General features: G+C 43.7%; 15 protein-coding genes. 12 read left to right on the top strand and 3 right to left on the bottom strand.

The features are described from left to right. The first annotated feature begins 60 nt into the window (after positions 1-60). Together LZ11_RS02010 and trmL are read left to right on the top strand one after the other, a co-directional pair. Complete coding sequence (locus LZ11_RS02010) at positions 61-882, top strand: histidinol-phosphatase (protein WP_148866155.1); 822 nt, start codon at positions 61-63, stop codon at positions 880-882. Between the two features lie 15 nt (positions 883-897). Further along, the gene (trmL, locus tag LZ11_RS02005) at positions 898-1,380 is read left to right on the top strand and encodes a tRNA (uridine(34)/cytosine(34)/5-carboxymethylaminomethyluridine(34)-2'-O)-methyltransferase TrmL (protein ID WP_148866153.1); all 483 of its coding nucleotides are present in this window, start codon (positions 898-900) and stop codon (positions 1,378-1,380) included. A 57-nt stretch (positions 1,381-1,437) separates the two neighbouring features. On the opposite strand, the gene LZ11_RS02000 is transcribed toward trmL, so the two are convergent. Beyond that, positions 1,438-3,483 carry a methyl-accepting chemotaxis protein gene (locus tag LZ11_RS02000; RefSeq protein ID WP_246110674.1) on the bottom strand — a complete coding sequence of 682 codons (2,046 nt, stop codon included), beginning with the start codon at positions 3,481-3,483 and terminating at the stop codon, positions 1,438-1,440. 120 nt (positions 3,484-3,603) lie between these two features. Between LZ11_RS02000 and rlmD the strand changes: the two genes are divergently transcribed. The 4 genes from rlmD (at position 3,604) to LZ11_RS01980 (ending at position 8,960) form a co-directional block, all read left to right on the top strand. Beyond that, positions 3,604-4,965 carry a 23S rRNA (uracil(1939)-C(5))-methyltransferase RlmD gene (rlmD, locus tag LZ11_RS01995; RefSeq protein ID WP_148866151.1) on the top strand — a complete coding sequence of 454 codons (1,362 nt, stop codon included), beginning with the start codon at positions 3,604-3,606 and terminating at the stop codon, positions 4,963-4,965. A gap of 215 nt (positions 4,966-5,180) precedes the next feature. Further along, the gene (locus LZ11_RS01990) at positions 5,181-5,513 is read left to right on the top strand and encodes a hypothetical protein (RefSeq protein WP_148866149.1); all 333 of its coding nucleotides are present in this window, start codon (positions 5,181-5,183) and stop codon (positions 5,511-5,513) included. A gap of 635 nt (positions 5,514-6,148) precedes the next feature. Beyond that, positions 6,149-7,093 carry a 1,4-dihydroxy-2-naphthoate polyprenyltransferase gene (gene menA / locus LZ11_RS01985; protein ID WP_148866147.1) on the top strand — a complete coding sequence of 315 codons (945 nt, stop codon included), beginning with the start codon at positions 6,149-6,151 and terminating at the stop codon, positions 7,091-7,093. A gap of 238 nt (positions 7,094-7,331) precedes the next feature. Further along, positions 7,332-8,960 carry a peptide ABC transporter substrate-binding protein gene (locus tag LZ11_RS01980; protein WP_148866145.1) on the top strand — a complete coding sequence of 543 codons (1,629 nt, stop codon included), beginning with the start codon at positions 7,332-7,334 and terminating at the stop codon, positions 8,958-8,960. A gap of 35 nt (positions 8,961-8,995) precedes the next feature. Here LZ11_RS01980 and LZ11_RS12830 read toward each other — a convergent pair whose 3' ends face one another. Then, positions 8,996-9,979 carry a response regulator transcription factor gene (locus tag LZ11_RS12830; protein ID WP_148866143.1) on the bottom strand — a complete coding sequence of 328 codons (984 nt, stop codon included), beginning with the start codon at positions 9,977-9,979 and terminating at the stop codon, positions 8,996-8,998. A 533-nt stretch (positions 9,980-10,512) separates the two neighbouring features. On the opposite strand from LZ11_RS12830, the gene LZ11_RS01970 reads away from it, so the two are divergent. The 6 genes from LZ11_RS01970 (at position 10,513) to LZ11_RS01945 (ending at position 16,240) form a co-directional block, all read left to right on the top strand. Next, positions 10,513-11,472 carry an HD-GYP domain-containing protein gene (locus LZ11_RS01970; protein ID WP_148866141.1) on the top strand — a complete coding sequence of 320 codons (960 nt, stop codon included), beginning with the start codon at positions 10,513-10,515 and terminating at the stop codon, positions 11,470-11,472. 268 nt (positions 11,473-11,740) lie between these two features. After that, a complete protein-coding gene (locus tag LZ11_RS01965; protein WP_148866139.1) occupies positions 11,741-12,982 on the top strand; it encodes an ATP-binding protein in 1,242 nt (413 codons plus the stop codon). 42 nt (positions 12,983-13,024) lie between these two features. Then, the gene (locus tag LZ11_RS01960) at positions 13,025-13,342 is read left to right on the top strand and encodes an STAS domain-containing protein (RefSeq protein WP_246110675.1); all 318 of its coding nucleotides are present in this window, start codon (positions 13,025-13,027) and stop codon (positions 13,340-13,342) included. A 1-nt stretch (position 13,343) separates the two neighbouring features. After that, positions 13,344-14,069 carry a PP2C family protein-serine/threonine phosphatase gene (locus LZ11_RS01955; protein ID WP_148866136.1) on the top strand — a complete coding sequence of 242 codons (726 nt, stop codon included), beginning with the start codon at positions 13,344-13,346 and terminating at the stop codon, positions 14,067-14,069. Further along, positions 14,050-14,370: an anti-sigma factor antagonist gene (locus tag LZ11_RS01950; protein WP_170240260.1), complete on the top strand. Its 321-nt coding sequence runs from the start codon at positions 14,050-14,052 to the stop codon at positions 14,368-14,370. Before LZ11_RS01955 ends, LZ11_RS01950 begins: the two co-directional genes overlap by 20 nt. 19 nt (positions 14,371-14,389) lie before the next feature. Further along, positions 14,390-16,240 carry a flagellar assembly protein A gene (locus tag LZ11_RS01945; protein WP_148866132.1) on the top strand — a complete coding sequence of 617 codons (1,851 nt, stop codon included), beginning with the start codon at positions 14,390-14,392 and terminating at the stop codon, positions 16,238-16,240. Positions 16,241-16,346: 106 nt separating this feature from the next. On the opposite strand, the gene LZ11_RS01940 is transcribed toward LZ11_RS01945, so the two are convergent. Beyond that, the gene (locus LZ11_RS01940; protein WP_148866130.1) at positions 16,347-17,099 is read right to left on the bottom strand and encodes an MEDS domain-containing protein; all 753 of its coding nucleotides are present in this window, start codon (positions 17,097-17,099) and stop codon (positions 16,347-16,349) included. Between the last annotated feature and the right edge of the window lie 388 nt (positions 17,100-17,487).

Genomic DNA, 17,487 nt, shown 5'->3' with positions numbered 1-17,487 from the left:
ATGAAAAATATGATCGATTATGCCGGGCATGACACCCGGGATGCGATAGGAGCATGAATCATGGATCTAAGGGATTATCACGTACACCTGGAACAGGGACCTTATACAATCGAATGGATGAAGAGATTTCTAGAAGAGGGTGCAAAGAGAAGCGTTAAGGAAGTGGGCTTTTCGGAGCACTGTTACAGGTTTATCCAGGCGATGCACCTGTGGCGAAGCAGCGGCTCAAGGGGTAAATGGCACGGAGAAAGGGCTACCGAAGATATAGAGCAGTATATTAAAATCGTGGAAAGGGCGAAGAGCGAAGGGCTCCCGGTAAAGCTTGGAATCGAAATGGATTATATACCGGAATGGGAAGGAGAAATAAGGGATTTTGTTTTAAAATACCCCTTTGACTACGTGATAGGTGCGGTCCACTGGCTGGGCGATTTCGGATTCGACAATCCGGATTATATGCCGGAGTGGGAAACCAGGGATGTTTACGAAACCCATAAGGAATACTTTGGTGTGCTGATAAAAGCAATAGAGTCGGGCATTTTTGACATTATAGCCCATATTGACGTGATAAAAGTTTTCGGTCACGTGACCGTAAAGGATCTTGCACCGGTTTACGAAAAAGTAGCCGCTGCAATGAAGCGGGCGAATGTGTGTGCCGAGATCAGCACAGCTGGCATCAGAAAACCCATTGGCGAGATTTATCCATCCCCGGCCATTATGAATTACCTCAAAAAGTATGAAATTCCTATTATGATAAACTCCGATGCCCACCGGCCTGAAGATGTCGGCAGGGATTTTGACAGAGCGCTGAAATACGTGAAAACTTACGGTTTTAAGAGATTGTGCTATTTCGGGAAAAGGAAAAGACTTCATTACGAAATTTAAAAGAGGCGATGTAAGATGTTCCATATTGTGCTGGTAGAACCGGAAATCCCACAGAATACCGGTAATATTGCCCGGACGTGCGCTGCGACGGGGGCGGTGCTTCACCTGGTGGGCCCTCTGGGCTTTTCCCTTGAAGACAGGTATCTGAAGAGAGCCGGGCTGGATTACTGGCACCTGGTGGACGTAAGGTATTACTCTAGTTACGGCGAGTTTAAGGAAAAAAACCGGGGTGTGCCGTTGTATTTTCTCACGACGAAAGCGGAAAAATGCTATACGGACGTGCTTTACGAACCGGGCAGCTACCTGGTATTCGGCAAGGAAACCGCGGGTCTGCCCCTCGAACTTTTAAAGGCCAACTGGGAAAGATGCGTCAGAATACCGATGCTGGAGGATGCCCGATCTTTGAACCTGTCCAATGCCGTGGCTGTAGTACTTTATGAAGCACTGAGGCAGAACAATTTTAAAGGCTTGAAGATAAAGGGCCCGTCCAGGAAATAAAAATAGAGCGACGCATACTTTAATATGTATGAGCGTCGCTTTATTTTTCGAATAACGTTATACCTTAAACTTGTTTACCATGGCGGACAGCTTTTCAGCAAGCCCTGCCAGCTGTCTGGCTGAAGAGGCTATGCTTTCCATGGATGCCGTTTGTTCATGGGAAGAGGCCGAGACCTGCTGACTGGCTGCTGCGGTTTCCTCTGATACTGCCATAATATCATTTATCTTTGCGACTATCTTTTCAATGTTGTTGTACTGGGAAGTCACTTCTTCCGAAATCTGTTTGGCGGCCCTTGCTGTAGCTTCAATATCGCCTATAAGCCTGTTAAAGGTTTCGTTGGCTTCAACGATCAGTACCCGGCCCGAATCTACTTCACTGCTGCTTTCGACCATCGAATCAACTGCCACTCTGCTGTTTTTCTGGATTTCTTTTACGATTTCAGATATCTGCTTCGCCGCTTTGCCGGACTGATCCGCCAGTTTGCGGATTTCCTGGGCTACCACTGAAAAACCGCGGCCGTATTCGCCGGCCCGCGCCGCTTCTATCGATGCATTGAGAGCGAGCAGGTTTGTCTGATCCACTATATCGCGAATTATATCTGATATCTTGCCTATTTCCTTGACGCTGGAATGCAGGTTCATTATTATATTCCTAGACCGGTCTACTGAATTTATTATTGAATGCATGCTTTCTGTGGCGTTGTTCATTTTCCTCTGGCCGTTTCTGGCTCGCTCCAGCATTTCAGTAGCCGAGGAGGCAGTGGAATGGGCGTTTTCGTCAATCTTACCGTTAGACAGCACCAGCTGGTTTATAATTTCCGATATTTCGGTGAGTTTTTGGGATTGATCTCCGGCTCCGGCGGCTATCTGTTCAATTGCGCCGGAAATTTGTTCTGCAGCTTTTTTGCTGTCCTCGGCGCTTGAAACCTGTTCCTCTGTTGACGAAGAGAGCTCCCCGGCTGTTCTCATGATTTCCAGGACCAGATTTCTTAAACCCGATACCATGGAATTAAAGGAGGAAGCCAGTGCCCCGATCTCTGTCGAATCCTGTATTTTTATGAATTCGGTGAGGTCTCCTTCAGCTATCGTCTCAGCAGCACCCACCATGCGCAGGATTGGGGTCGCAACCGCATTTCCTATGTAAATTCCCATGGCTATGCTGATCAGGGTTGCCAGAAGGCCGACTACCCCAAAGGTCCGCGTCACGCTGAATATATTGGAATAAGCTTCATTTACCGGTTGGCTAACGAAAATACCCCATCCGGTTGTCTTTTGGGGCCCGTAAGCAACAAACATCTCATTGCCGTTTTCATCAAAGGTGGTGAAGTCCTTTTTACCTAATAGAGCCTGCTTTACGAAATCGTACTTTGAAAAATTCTCCCTGGCTCTTACAAGCTTGTAGTCTTTGTGTCCTATAACATAGCCGTCGCTATCAGTAATAAATGCGTATCCATGGTTGCCGATATTCATAGTAGAGACTGTTCGTGTCAGGGAAACAAGGGAAATGTCGGCGCATAAAATTCCCGCAATGTTGCCGGTTTCAGAGATTATAGGAGCTGATATGGAAAGAATAGTACTTGATGAAGAAGGGTCAACTTTAACCTTTGTGATATAAGTATCTTTGTTGTCCAGGGCGCCGGTATACCATGCTTCGGAAAAGACGCTGTAATTTTCGGGAAAGTTACCGAAAGGCACAGCGTACACGGAGCCTTGGGTATCAGCTATTATAACCCGGAGTATCTGGGGGTTCTGCATCAGCATGTCGTAAATGAACGGCTCGATAACGTTTCTATCCATTGAGCGAACGGTTTTGGTAGCGGCGAGAAAGGAAACCAGGCTTTTATTTTGATTTATGAAAATGTCTATTTGATCGTTTAGATTGCTTACGATTACGCTGGTCTTTTCCTTTACCTCTTTTTCCATGGATTCTTTTATAAAGAAATTAACAATTCCCCCCATCAGAATTAACGGAAATAAGGCCATGATTATTAGGTATACAGTCAGACGGGTTTTGAGGCTGCGCTTTAATTTAAATGCTGACAAATCTTTAAGCTTTATTAACGGAATTGTAGGAATTTTTAAAGCTCGGCGACCGTGCTTCAACACAGATACCTCCTAAAATTTAAAGCATTATGATATGATAAAAATTAACATTTTACCTAATTATATCTAATTTCGTCATTTATAGCAATGTAAAAATAAAATTTATAAGGCGGTGGTATAATGCTTAAAAAAGAAGATAGAATTGAAGTTGATGTAACCGCCATGGCCCATGAAGGACAGGGGGTGGGCCGGGTAGACGGCCTCGCGGTATTTGTCGAAGGAGCGTTGAAGGGCGAGAGGGTGCTGGCGGTCGTGGAAAAGGTTTCAAAAAACTACGCTATAGCTCGGGTGGAGGAGATCATATCTCCGTCGCCCGACCGAATCATCCCCCGGTGTCCCTATGCGGGCGAGTGCGGTGGGTGCTCCCTCCAGCACCTGTCGTATAAGGGGCAGCTGGAGTTTAAAACGCAGAAGGTCAGGGACAGCCTTGAGAGGATAGGCCGCATAAATACGACGGTGTTCGAAACCATAGGGATGGAAGATCCCTGGAAATACAGAAATAAAGCCCAGTATCCGGTAGGGAAGAAGGACTACCGGCCCACATTGGGGTTTTACATGAAAAGGAGCCACGACCTGGTTCCCATAGAAGACTGTCTAATACAGCACGAATTGAGTTGGCGGGCGGCGGAAGTTGTACGGGAATGGATAGAAAAATTCCGGGTATCGATTTACGACGAGGTAAACCATAGGGGCCTTATTAGACATGTGGTGACCAGGGTCGGGGCCAAAACCGGCGAAGTAATGGTGGTACTGGTAATTAACGGAAGGGAAGTGCCTCATTTAAAGGAGCTCCTCGGCGCTTTGGAGAAAAACTTAGAGGGGCTGAAAAGCGTTTATCTGAACGTTAACACGAAGAAGACAAATGTGATTATGGGCGATGAAAATATACTGGTCTACGGCGAACCCCATATTATCGATTTTATCGGAGAAATAAAATTCACCCTTTCTCCCAACTCTTTCTTCCAGGTTAATCCGGTGCAGGTGGAGGTCCTTTACAATAAAGTGATGGAATACGCCGGGCTTACGGGCGAAGAGACGGTTATCGATGCTTACTGCGGCATAGGTACCATAACCCTGTTTTTGGCCCGGATGGCGAGGCTGGTTTACGGCATAGAAGTTGTCCACGAGGCGGTGAGGGATGCCAGGAATAACGCCCTATTGAACGGAACAGAAAATGTAGAATTCCTAGAAGGGGCGGCCGAAGAAGTAATGCCCCGGATGATTGAACAGGGAATCAGAGCCGATGTAATAGTGGTGGACCCGCCTAGGCGTGGGTGCGAAGAGGAGCTCCTTGAAGCCGCTGTGAAAATGAATCCTTCCCGCATGGTGTACGTGTCGTGCAACCCCGCTACTCTTGCCAGAGACCTGAGGTATCTGGAAGATAGGGGCTACAGGACCGAATTCGTGCAGCCGGTAGATATGTTCCCTTTCACGCATCATGTTGAGTGTGTGGCATCGATTAGAAGGAAACACAGCCCATAAAGCCTTGTTGCGCAAGGCTTTATAATTTTTTAGGAGTTTGGGTATGTTTTGGTTCATGGCTAAATGTGAACTGCAGACTGGAGGCGGTATAAGCATGAATCTGAATGGCGGTTGGTGCTTTTATTTGTAACCGTCCTCTTATTTAATACATATAATATGGTGTAAATATCTTAAGTCAAGGCTTACTACAACAGGGATTGAGGAGGTGATATTGTATGTCAACAATGAATGACACATCAGTTGACTTTTTTGATAATGACAAAGATAAATTTAAGTTTAAAAAGGATGAGGATGTTTGTCTGAAAGATTTAAGAGAAGCCTTAAAGAAAGCTGCGAAGGCAGGCTTAGAGGTTGAATTGCTTACTGCAGCCCCACCACCGGCTGGCAGACCACCTAATATTACCGGTGTTATTAAAAGAGTTAACAGGGGAACAATAGAAGTAATGCTTACTTCAGGTCCTCCTAACCGAATAGGCGTTTTCTCTATATGCCATATCATCGGTTTCGTACCAAAGGGTAGCGATGAAGAGCAAGAGGCAGCAGAGTAGAGTATACAGTATGTTTGCATTATAGGGCAGGGACACATCCTGCTCTTATTTATGAGTGTACTTCTAGGTTTAAGATGGTAAAGTCTGGCCACCCAAATGATAGCGGACCTGAATCCTTTGGATTATAGCCCGGAAAATCTGCATTGCCAGGCTCGTATGTCAAACCGAAGTATTCCTGGAATACCCGGGCGTCACCTTCCTGGGATTTTTCGGGGAAAAATAATAGTATAGCGGCTGTAGTCGTCAATAAAGGACAGTAAATAAATTAATTGAACCCTTATTTTGATTTCTAACTGAAAACGATAAGTTTCGTCCATATAATTGTATAAAAAGGGAATTTTAAAAAAAGCTTGAGCCATCCTCGCTCCTCTGGTTAGAATTAAAGGTGACGAACACAAAAACCTAACTGAAGGGATAAGATATGGCTCAACCGGATGACCCCGGTGTCAAGGACGGGCAAAGCCCGGCGATAGCAAATCATTGATCCTCAAAGGGCTGGAGGCGGTATCTAGCCAAGTGGTGGTGATTAAATCACCTGGTTATAACCAGAGGAAATTTTACACAAAAATTTGGACTTGCCTAATTTTATCGAAGAACACTTTATTTCTACACTTAAAAGTATTAGGAGGATTAAAATGCCTTTAAAGAGTTTTTTAGAGCTAGTGGAAATACGGACAAAGGCAGCAAGTATTATACCTTTTTTATTAGGAGCGGCTTACAGTGTTTATCGCTATGACAGTTTTAATATAAAAAACTTTGTTTTAATGTTAATATCGTTGCTCTCAATTGATATGGCCACAACTGCGATCAATAACTATTTTGATTATAAAAAGGCTAATGTGACCTGCGGCTATAATTATGAAAAACATAATGCTATTGTCAGTTACGGGATTAAAGAAAGTACCGTTAAAATAACAATAATCTTATTGATGCTAACAGCTACGGGTTTTGGTTTATTATTATATCTAAATACCGATATAGTAGTTCTGATTATAGGTATTATATCCTTCATGGTAGGGGTCTTTTATACGTTCGGGCCGTTACCCATATCGAGGATGCCGTTGGGAGAAATTTTCTCGGGTTTTTTTATGGGATTTGTAATAGTATTTCTTTCAGTTTACATCCACGTGTTCAATCAAAGTATAGTGGAAATTTCATTGAGTCAGGCCATTTTAAGTGTTAACGTTAATATAATAGAAATCATAACTATTTTTCTGGTTTCAGTACCCACTATAAATGGGATTGCAAATATAATGCTTGCAAACAATATTTGCGATATCGAGGATGACGTGAAGAATAAACGATATACACTGCCGGTTTACATCGGAAAAAATGATGCCGTTAAGCTTTTTAAATTTCTGTACTATATTATTTATATAGACATTATAATCTTGATAGTGCTAAAAATTATTCCTGTATTTTCTGTTGCAGCCGTGCTGACCGTTTTACCCGTGCGGAAAAATATAAAAAAATTCAGCGAAAAGCAAACGAAAGAGGATACTTTTGTTTTGTCGGTTAAGAATTTTGTCCTGATAAATACTGTTTATATTTTGACTATTATAGCAGGATTGCTAAAATGAAATGGATCCGTGTTTAGGCGAGCTTAGGCGCTTTTTGTAACGGGATTACCAAACGGATGAAGTGCATACCAGCCGGGATAGAACGCAAGCTACGCGTTCAGCCCGGCTTTTAATGTGTGTTTAATAATGTATACAAAATTTAATAAAATTCTGTATTGACATAAACTGAAAGAGTATGATAAAATTACAGCCATATTATATTTATGAAAAGCAGTTTATATTTATAAGGGGGGTTTTTATGCTTAAAAAACTTACAGCGATTTTACTGTCAATGTTAATCGTAGCGGGTATTTTGACTGGATGCTCCAATACTGCTACAAAATCATCCAAGGAATTAGTATTTTCAATTCCATCGGAACCGCCAACCCTTGATCCTCAGTTGGCAACCGACCAATATTCTATTATCGTGGGTAATGCTGTATTTGAAGGGTTAGTAAGGTATTACGACGGAAAAGTATATCCGGGAATGGCGGAAAGATGGGATGTATCCGAAGACAAAAAAGTCTATACCTTCCATTTAAGGGATGCCAAATGGAGCGACGGTTCCAAGGTAACGGCTTATGACTTTGAATATTCTATTAAAAGGCTGCTCGATCCTAAATTAGCTTCCGGATATGCAAATCAGGGCTATTACATCCTGAATGGAGAAGAATACAATTTGGGGAAAATAAATGATCCGAATCAGGTGGGTGTAAAAGCTCTTGATGAAAAGACGCTGCAGATCACGTTGAAATCGCCTACCAAATATATTGAAAGCCTTTTAGGGTTCATTTCATTTCTACCGTCAAAGAAGGAGTTAGTAGAAAAGTACGCTGAAAAATATGCCGCCGATGCGGACAAGATGGTCTACAACGGGCCTTTCATCATAAAAGAGTGGAAGCACGAACAGGAGATAGTACTCGTTAAAAATCCGAACTACTGGGCAAAGGACAAAATAAAACTTGAAAAGGTGAGGATATTAATAATAACCGACCCCAATACTGCTTACCAGATGTTTGAAAACGACGAACTTGACTTTGCCGACGTCCCTACGCCACTTGTGGAGAAGGTGAAAAGCGAAGGTAATGCTTTAACATATATGGACAGCTTTGAATATTTCATAAGATTCAACATGAAGAAAGAAGGCAAACCCTATCTTGCCAATGAAAATTTTAGAAAAGCTATAGGTTTTGCTATCGACAGGGAAGATTATATAAACATGGCGTTTAAGGGTGTTTCAAAACCTGCCACCAGATATATTCCGCCGACACTTTCCGGTCTTGAGAAAAAATTTGCGGAAGAATTCCCCTATGAATTCTATACAAAAAAAGCTGATGTGGCAAAAGCGAAAGAACTTCTGAACAAAGCAATGCAGGAATTGGGAATTACCGATCCTTCCCAGATAAACATTGAAATAACTGTAGATGACAGTTCAGGTACAAAAGAGGGTATAGAAGCCATACAGGATATGCTTGTTAAAAACTTAGGTATAAACGTCAATATAAAAATCGTAACCTTTAAAGAAAGACTTCAGAGAATGAGAAGCGGCGATTACGAAGTCATGATAACCCGCTGGGGTCCCGATTATGATGATCCGATGACTTACCTGGATTACTGGACAATGAGCGAGGGCATGATCAACAGCGGCTGGACCGACGAAAAGTACAATGAACTTTGCAATGCAGCAAAAAACACTTCCGATTTTGCAAAGAGAAATGAAATATTGTTTGAAGCTGAAAAATACCTCCTTGAAAAAGGTGCTGTTGTTCCTCTCTACTTCAGGGAGAAGGTATGGGTGAAGAAGGATTACGTAAAAGACCTCGTCAGAACCTTCTCGAGCGGTTCCGATCCGGATTTTATTTATGCTTCAATAGAAGGCGGAAAATAAATTATTCAGGTTCCGGGAAAATTTCCCGGAACTTTTTATTTTTGAATGTATAAATTTTTCAACGCGTACGATACCACGGCTGACCGGTTGGGCAAATTAAGCTTGCGCAGAATCTTTGACACATAATTTCTTACTGTCGCCGGCGATAAATACAGTTCACTAGCAATCTCCTTGTTTGTTTTTCCTAAAGCCAGCCGTTGAAAAACCTTTTGTTCTTGAGCTGTTAAAAGGTTTAGCGGGTTTTTGCCAACCTCGCTATTGGACTTCACAAGTAGCTCTTTAACAATTTTTGCATCAATAAATTTTCCGCCTTGAACTACTTTTATTATTGCATATATTAGATCGGTTTTGTCGCAATTTTTAAGCAAAATGGCATCCGCCCAATCTCTAATGTATGGGAAAGCTATCTCCTGATCTTCAATGTTGCAAAAAACTACAATACTCATATTAGGATACCGAACTTTAATTAGTTTACATGCGTCGACCTCCTTACCATCTTTCAAGTTTACCCCAATCAGAATAACGTCTGTGTGTATTTCTTCTAACAAGGGGACAGCATCATATGCAGTCTTCGCCTCACCAGCATAATTTAAAAAAGAGGTGCCCTCTATTATCGTCCTGAGCCCTATACGTAAAATTGTTGTCGGCTCGATTATCATTACGTCTACATTCTTGTCTGCATATAAAAAAATATTGTCTTTCGTTTCTTTAAGGTTATTAAAAGCCAATTTAGTAACTATTTCGATAAATTCTTTATTTGCGGTATTTTCACCGTCTCCAATATAATGGGCTATATACTTGCTCTTGTTATAATCGAAATAAAAGGGTGAACAATTTGTTATGAAAAAGTCAGAGGAAGTTACTCTCTCTATTATCGCATCAAAATTATCCTCCTTTAACAATTGAACCGCTTCATGAAAATCTCTGCATGCTTTTACTCGATGGCCCGTCTGTCTTATTTTTTTTGACATTTTAGAATTTCTATCATTGTTGGGATCCACAAGAAGTATATTTAGCATTGCACACCCCCATATCGTAATTAATAGTGCCTAGCATAATATAACTGCAGAAGGGATAAGATAAACCTGTTTCATTGAGGTCTAAAAGTACCTTATTATTAATAATCAGGACAATCAACGGAAATTTCTTCTTTTAGTTTGTACAAAATTATCTTATGTTTAAAAAAAATACCTGTAAATATTACTTATGTCACCTTATTTATATATCATAATACTAAAAAAGAAACTTCGACATAATTCCATCAATAATGATAAAAGTTCCATGGATGATTGCAAAAAATGTGATGAATGATGATGAAAATTGTTATAAACGGGACCTCCGGAAGAATTGAATTTTAATTTACTTTCAGTATATAGTATAAAGGTGTATATAATAGTAAAAATTACCTATAATTTCAGGTCAATAATACTAAAATGTTGTTGTGCAAGATTAAAAATCTTGTCAAATTTATAAGATATTGGATAACGAACATAAATAACATTCATAAATTTTAAAAACTATACCTCTGCTTTTTTGCAGTAGGGGGATTTTTATGAGATTATTTTCAAAATGGAATTATGAGGCAAAGACAAGAGTCATAGTTTTTACGCTTGTATTAGCCGCTTTTTTGTTTTATTTCGTAGAGCCGGATTTTATCATATTTTCGCCAGTTTTCTACATAATTCTTATTTTTCTATCCGCTATAAGCTTTTCTACAAAGTGGAGCTGGACTTGCCTGCCGGTATTTATCTTTTTATCTTTTTATGTTCACTTAAAAGAACATTCCGGAAATCTTGCTATATATGGATTTGTGCTTTATCCGATAGTTTTTGGGCTGGTTTATACGGCGGGTTTACAATTTAGAACAATGCTCGTTGAGTTAATCAGCAGTAGTAAATTTGTTAAAAGTCAAAGTAAGGAAGTTGAACAAGTTTACACTGGAACGTTGAGTGCCTTAGTTAGTGCTATTGAAGCAAAAGATGACTTTTTGTATAACCATTCAAGAAATGTTGCAGAAATCGCTCAAAAAATTGCTCGCTTCATGGGTCTGTCTTCTTCAGAAGTAAATGAAGTATATTATTCGGCCTTTCTCCATGATATCGGGAAAATCGGCGTTAGAGAATCTATACTTAATAAAAGTTCACCTCTTACAGAAAGTGAGTGGTATGAAATAAAAAGGCACCCGCTTATAGGTGCTTCAATACTGGCTCAAGTTCCGCGATACCAACAGCTGGCGGAGAATGTGCTTTATCACCATAAATATTTTGATGGCAATGGGTACCCCGAAACAAAACTTGAAGGTAAAAATATACCCTTAGGGGCACGGATAATCGCGGTAGCGGATGCGTTCGACGCAATGACTTCAAATAGGGTTTACCGAAAAAAGATTACCGTTATTGAAGCATGCAAAGAGTTAAAAAGGTGCAGCGGAACCCAATTTGATCCGGAGATTGTAGAAGCTTTAATAGCAGTTGTTGGCAATGATTTATCAAAAGGATTAACATTTCGGTAAAGTAAATACGGAGAGTGGCAGTATAAATTTTTCAGGTGATATCTTGATGTCAGGCGATGTTAAAGGTGGTGGTTTTCAACCATTGCGGCCTGAAATGAGGCGACAAGTAATAATCTGCTGCCTTTAATAAAAAGATTAAAAGTTAATCAATTTACCGAGCCATTTTCTCCCATCCTGTATTGATGGTTTGCCAATCTCTATTTTACAAAAAAGAGAAGGTGGCTCGTAATATTTTACGGTTATTTCACGGTATAAAGGAGGTGAAAAGATGCGACGGTGTCTTGAATGCGCGAAAAAAGAACCAAACCGTAATTGTGTGGAATGCAATTACTTTATTCCGGCAGGTCCCCTTCGGCGGGTGCCTTCGCCGCCTGTTCGGGTATTACTGGAAGATGAGTATGGCAAGCAGTATCCAGGCCACATTCTGGTGTTAAGTACCAGGGAGTTTGGGCTGGAAACGGAAGCTCCAATTCCGGGCCGGTATAAAATCAGGCTGCAGGATAGCTTGTGGGTTGAGGTGGCCGGGGTGCCGTTCAAAGGGAAAAATAATGTACATGTTTTTGATATCCTGTATGTCCACCGGAACCAAGAAACCGCCTTCCGTCTTAGCAAGGAGGAATATCAGTTGCTGGGAGGAAGCGCCGGTGAGCTAGTTAAGGAGATTACCAGGCGCTTGCCGGAGCACCTTCAGGACCTTGTCAGGGAGAAGCTGCTGGCTGAAGTGGAGAAATCCGAACTAATTAACGCTCTCAAGGTGGGGAAGGTTATGAAATATGAAGGGGGGCGCTTCCGCTACCTTTCAGGTCAAGCCGACCTGGCCCTACCCATGCAAGAAGCGGAAAAACTGATGCGTCAGGCTATCCGCCAAGCAGAACACCGGCGTGAAGTAATCATCAGCGAAGACGGGCAAAAGGTGTTTGACCTCCACGGCGTGCCGTTCGACCACAAGAGCGGAGGACTGCTGGCCTTTGACATTACAGAGGTGATTGAAAAGGAGAGAAAGATGCACCGGCAGGAGATGCAGGCTTACCGGGAGGCTATAGCGGCGGTGACGGGGGGCCGGCTGAACCTCGCGAATGGTGAAGAGATTGAGAAAGTGGTATCAGAAGGGACAGAACTGGTCAAGGGTGAGGTACGGCAGACCCTTGACATTCCGGAAGCCCGCCGGATAATACAGGAATTTTTACCTTCTATTGACAGGCGCAGGTGGCACGCGATCGCCCTGTGCTTGTCAGAGGCGCTGACTAACGCTCTCAAACATGCGGGGGGCGGGTGCTGGCAAGCTAGACAGTCAGGGGATACCGTCAGGGTTGTTGTGCAGGACAAAGGTCCGGGAATCAAAAAAAGCGAGTTGACACGGGCAACGCTGATGCAACATTATTCAACCAAGAATTCCTTGGGGTGCGGATTTACCCTGATGCTCTACTATGCGGACTACCTCCACCTTAATACAGGACCGTCAGGTACCACCCTGGCCATGGACTTTTATGTTGTGCCTGCAATAAGTTAAAACCGGAAAAGATCAATGAAGAAGGTGATTTGATTGCTGAAAGTGGATGTTTCCGTTGCCCGGGGAGTGTGCCGGGTAGTGCTGAATGGTGAATTGGACGTAGAAACGGTACCGCAATTGCAAGAAGTTGTTGGGACAGTGAGGGAACGCACGCTGGAAGTGGACCTGTCAGGTGTATCTTTCGTTGATTCCACCGGTTTGAAAAGTTTACTGGACATTAACAACGATTGGCGACAAAAGGGAGGCAAGATGCTGATTTTGAGGCCGCAACCTGATGTGGCGGAGGTGATGCGGCTGGTAGGGCTTGACAGGCTCCTGGAGCAAAACACCGCTCCAGTCGGAGAAGAGAGGGAGGAGTAGAATGATAGAAGTGATTACTGGTAATGAGAAAATACTAAGTGCCTACAGGTTGGAAGGTAGTGGGTGCAGCCTGCCAGCCGGCCAGGTCGGGGGAGATTTCTTTGAGTTTATTTCCTGCGACAAGAGAACCGTGTTCGCTGTCATTGGAGATGTAATGGGTAAAGGATTCCATGCGGCCCGGCTGATGGAAACAATCCGCCATATGCTCCGGGAGTGTATCAGGGTTAATCCCCATCCTCTGGAAGTAGTGCGCCGGTTAAACAAGGTGGGAGGGTATGAACTGCGGAAATGCGGGGCTTTTGCCACGCTATGCCTACTGTGTTACGACGGGATAACGGGACGCCTCTCCTGTGTCAATGCAGGGCACCACCCTCCCATCCTTCTATCTGACGGCGAGGTGAAAGTGGTCCGGTGCCGGGGAGTCGCCTTGGGCCTGTTGGAAGATTACCTTGGGTCAGGGGTGGAGGAATTTTCTCTTGCCGCCGGAGATGCGGTGGTGCTGTATACCGATGGACTTGTGGAGGCCTGTGGGCCGGGGGAACAAAGATACGGGCAGGAACGATTGAGGGAGATAGTACGTCTTCAGTATGGCGCTGGGGCGGACAGGATGAAAAAAAATATTTTATCTGACCTGGAGACATTTACCCGCGGTTTTCCTCAAAAGGATGACGTGACACTGGTTGTTATGAAAGTGACGGGAAAGGCAGGTGAAAGGGTTGGAGATTAGAGTCCGGCAACAGAAAGGAATGGCAATCCTGGAGGTGGAAGGCGAACTGGATTTTAGCAACGTGGATCAGTTACAACAGGAAATTCAGCGTCGGCCGGAGGAAGTGGTGGAGATAGATCTGCAGGGACTTCGGTTCATAGATTCTTCCGGGGTGGGAATGCTTCTGAGCCAGGCAAGGCACTTTTTCAGTCAAGGGCGCACCCTGAAAATTGTTAATATCCCGGATCTTATTCGAGAAGACCTGGAAGTGATAGGCTTTTTTCAAGTGCTGGAAGTACTGAAGACAAATCCCAACGCTTAGGCGAGAGGTGAGTTCCTAAATGAAGGAGGAGATTACCCGCGACGCCCTCATAGCAACAGCTGATATAGTCGACAAAGCTTTTTTGGAAGAAGAAGCGGTGGGGCCGTATGCTTTAGTTAAACAGGGGTGCCTGATTGTCCGGCACCGGCCGGAGGGACCTTACCCGGTGGTGGTGCCTTGCCCGGGAGCAAGATTGATTATTAACGGCCGGGAGTGCACTCAACCCACCCCCGTATCCATGAAGGATACGGTGCGGTTGGAAACGGTGAAAGAGAGAAGACAAGGGGAATGGTCCGTGACCATTTCTTCCGATGGCCTACAAGCGATTTTGCGAATACGTCCTACGGTAGTACTTCACCGGGAATTACCGGATCTCCCGCCAGCCAGGATACTGCAACTATCGGTAGTAAAGCGAGAAGAACGACATCCCCCACTTACATGGGATGAACTATTGCAGGAGTTATCCCGTCTGGGGATTAATTATGGAATAGACTGGGAAACATGCTTCAGAGTTGTTACATCCTGCGCTGAAGAAGAGGTGGTTGTTGCCAGAGGTATTCCTGCAGAGCCGGCAAAGGACGGACGGGTAGAATTACTTTTTCCCCTTAATCCCAAGGTGCCGGTAGTGACGGAGCAAGATGACGCGGTGGATTTCCGGAAACGCTATGTTTTTACGTCGGTGGAGGCGGGAGAAATCCTTGCTGTCAAACACCCTCCAGAACCGGGACGCCCTGGCACCAGCGTCAAGGGTGAGGTGATTGTGCCGCCGTCGCCCCGCGACTTTACTCTTTCTGCAGGTGAAGGAGCGGTGCTTACCGGAGATGGTGAACGGGTCATAGCGGCCCGATCTGGACGTCCCGCTGTCTCCTGTTTTCGCAACTTGGTAAAGGTAAGCGTATTACCTGAGCTGGTACATAATGGTGATGTAGACCTTGCTTCAGGTAACATTGTCTTTAAAGGCGATATCCTAATTGCCGGTAACGTGACAGAAAGGATGGTGGTAGAAGCCGGCGGGAATGTTAGGGTGGGAGGCTTGGTCTCCGGTGCGAGGGTTCAAGCTGCTGGATCCATCCTGATCAGTGGGAATATCCTATCATCGGTGGTTATCGCAGGAAGAGTTCCTGCTTTTCTACAACGGATGTTGCCGCAGGTTCATGCTTTAGCGGTCGGTCTTCAAGAGATGACCATGGCTATCCAGCAGTTACTGGGGCACCCGGCGTTCAAACAAGGCGATCTTAAAGGCGGTATCGGCCCTCTGGTAAAGTTATTGTTGGAGGGGAAGTTTCGCCATCTTCCTGGTGCCGCCAGTACCTTCAGAAAGCAGGTTGAGACAATGCCCCCGGGAATGGCCGCTGAAGGCCTGGAAGAATTTATCCGAGAAGTCGAACGGGCTCTGGTTCGTTCCCCGCTGGCAGTGCGTGACCTCCAGGAGATCGAAACATTGGCGCAACGAGCCGGGGAATGGGAACAGGCCTTTGCGTTCTCGCCGTCTACTGAAAGTGATGTGGAGGCGTCAAGCGTCCACAATTCTACAGTAATAGCTACCGGCGATGTCCGGGTGGTGGGCAGCGGTTGTTATATTTCCCGGATTGAGGCTGGTAAGAAAGTTACTGTATCCGGGGTATTTCGCGGTGGCGAGATACACGCCGGCGGGGATGTGCATGTAGGAGAGCTGGGGGCCAAAGGCGGGGCCGCCACCAGGGTGGTGACCGGCCCGAAAGCTGTGGTGACTGTTGGATATGCCTTTGAGAACGCTTTAATTCTTGTAGGTGGACAGGCATACCGCTTTAATGAGGAGGAAAAAAATGTCCGCTTGTGGTTGGATAAAGATGGGAATCTGAGATCCTATAGCACGGCTATAATATCATAATATAACCATAAAATTATTACATAAAATTTGAGGACGGTCCTATCGGGCCGTCTTCAATGTTTGTGGCCGGAGAAACTCCGCCAGGTGCTCGGGTTGTTCTCCAGTCTTAAGCCGGTTGATTTTTTAAATAAGTCGCCGATCCGTTATTGTAAAAAATAACACTTGAATGAAGGTTCATCAAATCAATCAACTGTTCAAAATAGTCGCCGGTAAAATCATCAAAAATGTAAGGACAGATTCCAACAACCGGCAGCTTTCTAAGGGCATCATCCAGTGAACTTTCAAATTCGATTAGGTTTCGGAAATGTCCTCCCAAGGACAGCAGGTGAGGCGAACCTGAACCCCACATAGTCTTATATCCCAATTCAAAAGTTTTTCTTGCTTCCTCCGACCATACCTGAACCGGTCCATTTTTCCCTGAACGATTATAATAATCAGTCAGGTCAACAATGGTAAGGGCATTTTTTGCTTCAAGCTCCTCAATAGGTAACCCTCTAATAGACAGTTCCCTTCTTGCGTCATCGGGTTTTTGCCACCAGCACCCTTTAAACAATCTATATCCTCTGGATAACCCCTTTTTAAAAAACTCCGCTTCAAGATTATACAGATCGTGTGTTTTGCGGGTAACCGCCAACACATGGTCGCTATGAGGGCCGATTTTATCCAAAAAACGCTGCCCTTTGATACTGGTGGAATTGGTTTCATTTAGTTTTGAAGCCAGGGTTTCTTTTCTTATGCGCCACTCTTTGCCTAGTTTGATACCGGGGAGTTTTCCGGCTCTTAGCCATCTATAGATTGTATTAGTGGTTGTTCGCAGAATTTTTGCTACCTCTTCTACGGTTAGTAGTTCTTCGTTCATATTAACCACTGCTCCACTATTCTATTATTAATAATAAAATGATACTACAGAGTATTGAAAATATCAAGCAAAATACATATTTCAACAATTATACAATGTTATACAATGATAACAAAATATATACGATATAATATATTGACATACAAAATAATGCGATTTAAAATAAAATTGGATCTATACTATGCATTCGAACATTTTTATACCTTCCGTAAAATCTATAACAATTTTGTTTGCTGTTATTTCTTTTTTACACGTCTCAAATTTTCATAAGGAGTTGTATTTTTTTGATATATAGAATAATCACAAAAATCAAATTATTACAAAATGGGTGCAACGGATTTCGTGGCCGTTTGCATTTGAGATAACGCCGGTATTACTTGGAGTGGGG

Source organism: Thermosediminibacter litoriperuensis, assembly GCF_008124715.1.
In the GTDB taxonomy this organism is placed as follows: Bacteria; Bacillota; Thermosediminibacteria; order Thermosediminibacterales; family Thermosediminibacteraceae; genus Thermosediminibacter; species Thermosediminibacter litoriperuensis.
The sequence above is the reverse complement of the archived record's forward strand: the minus strand, read 5'-3'. Positions and strand labels throughout refer to the sequence as shown.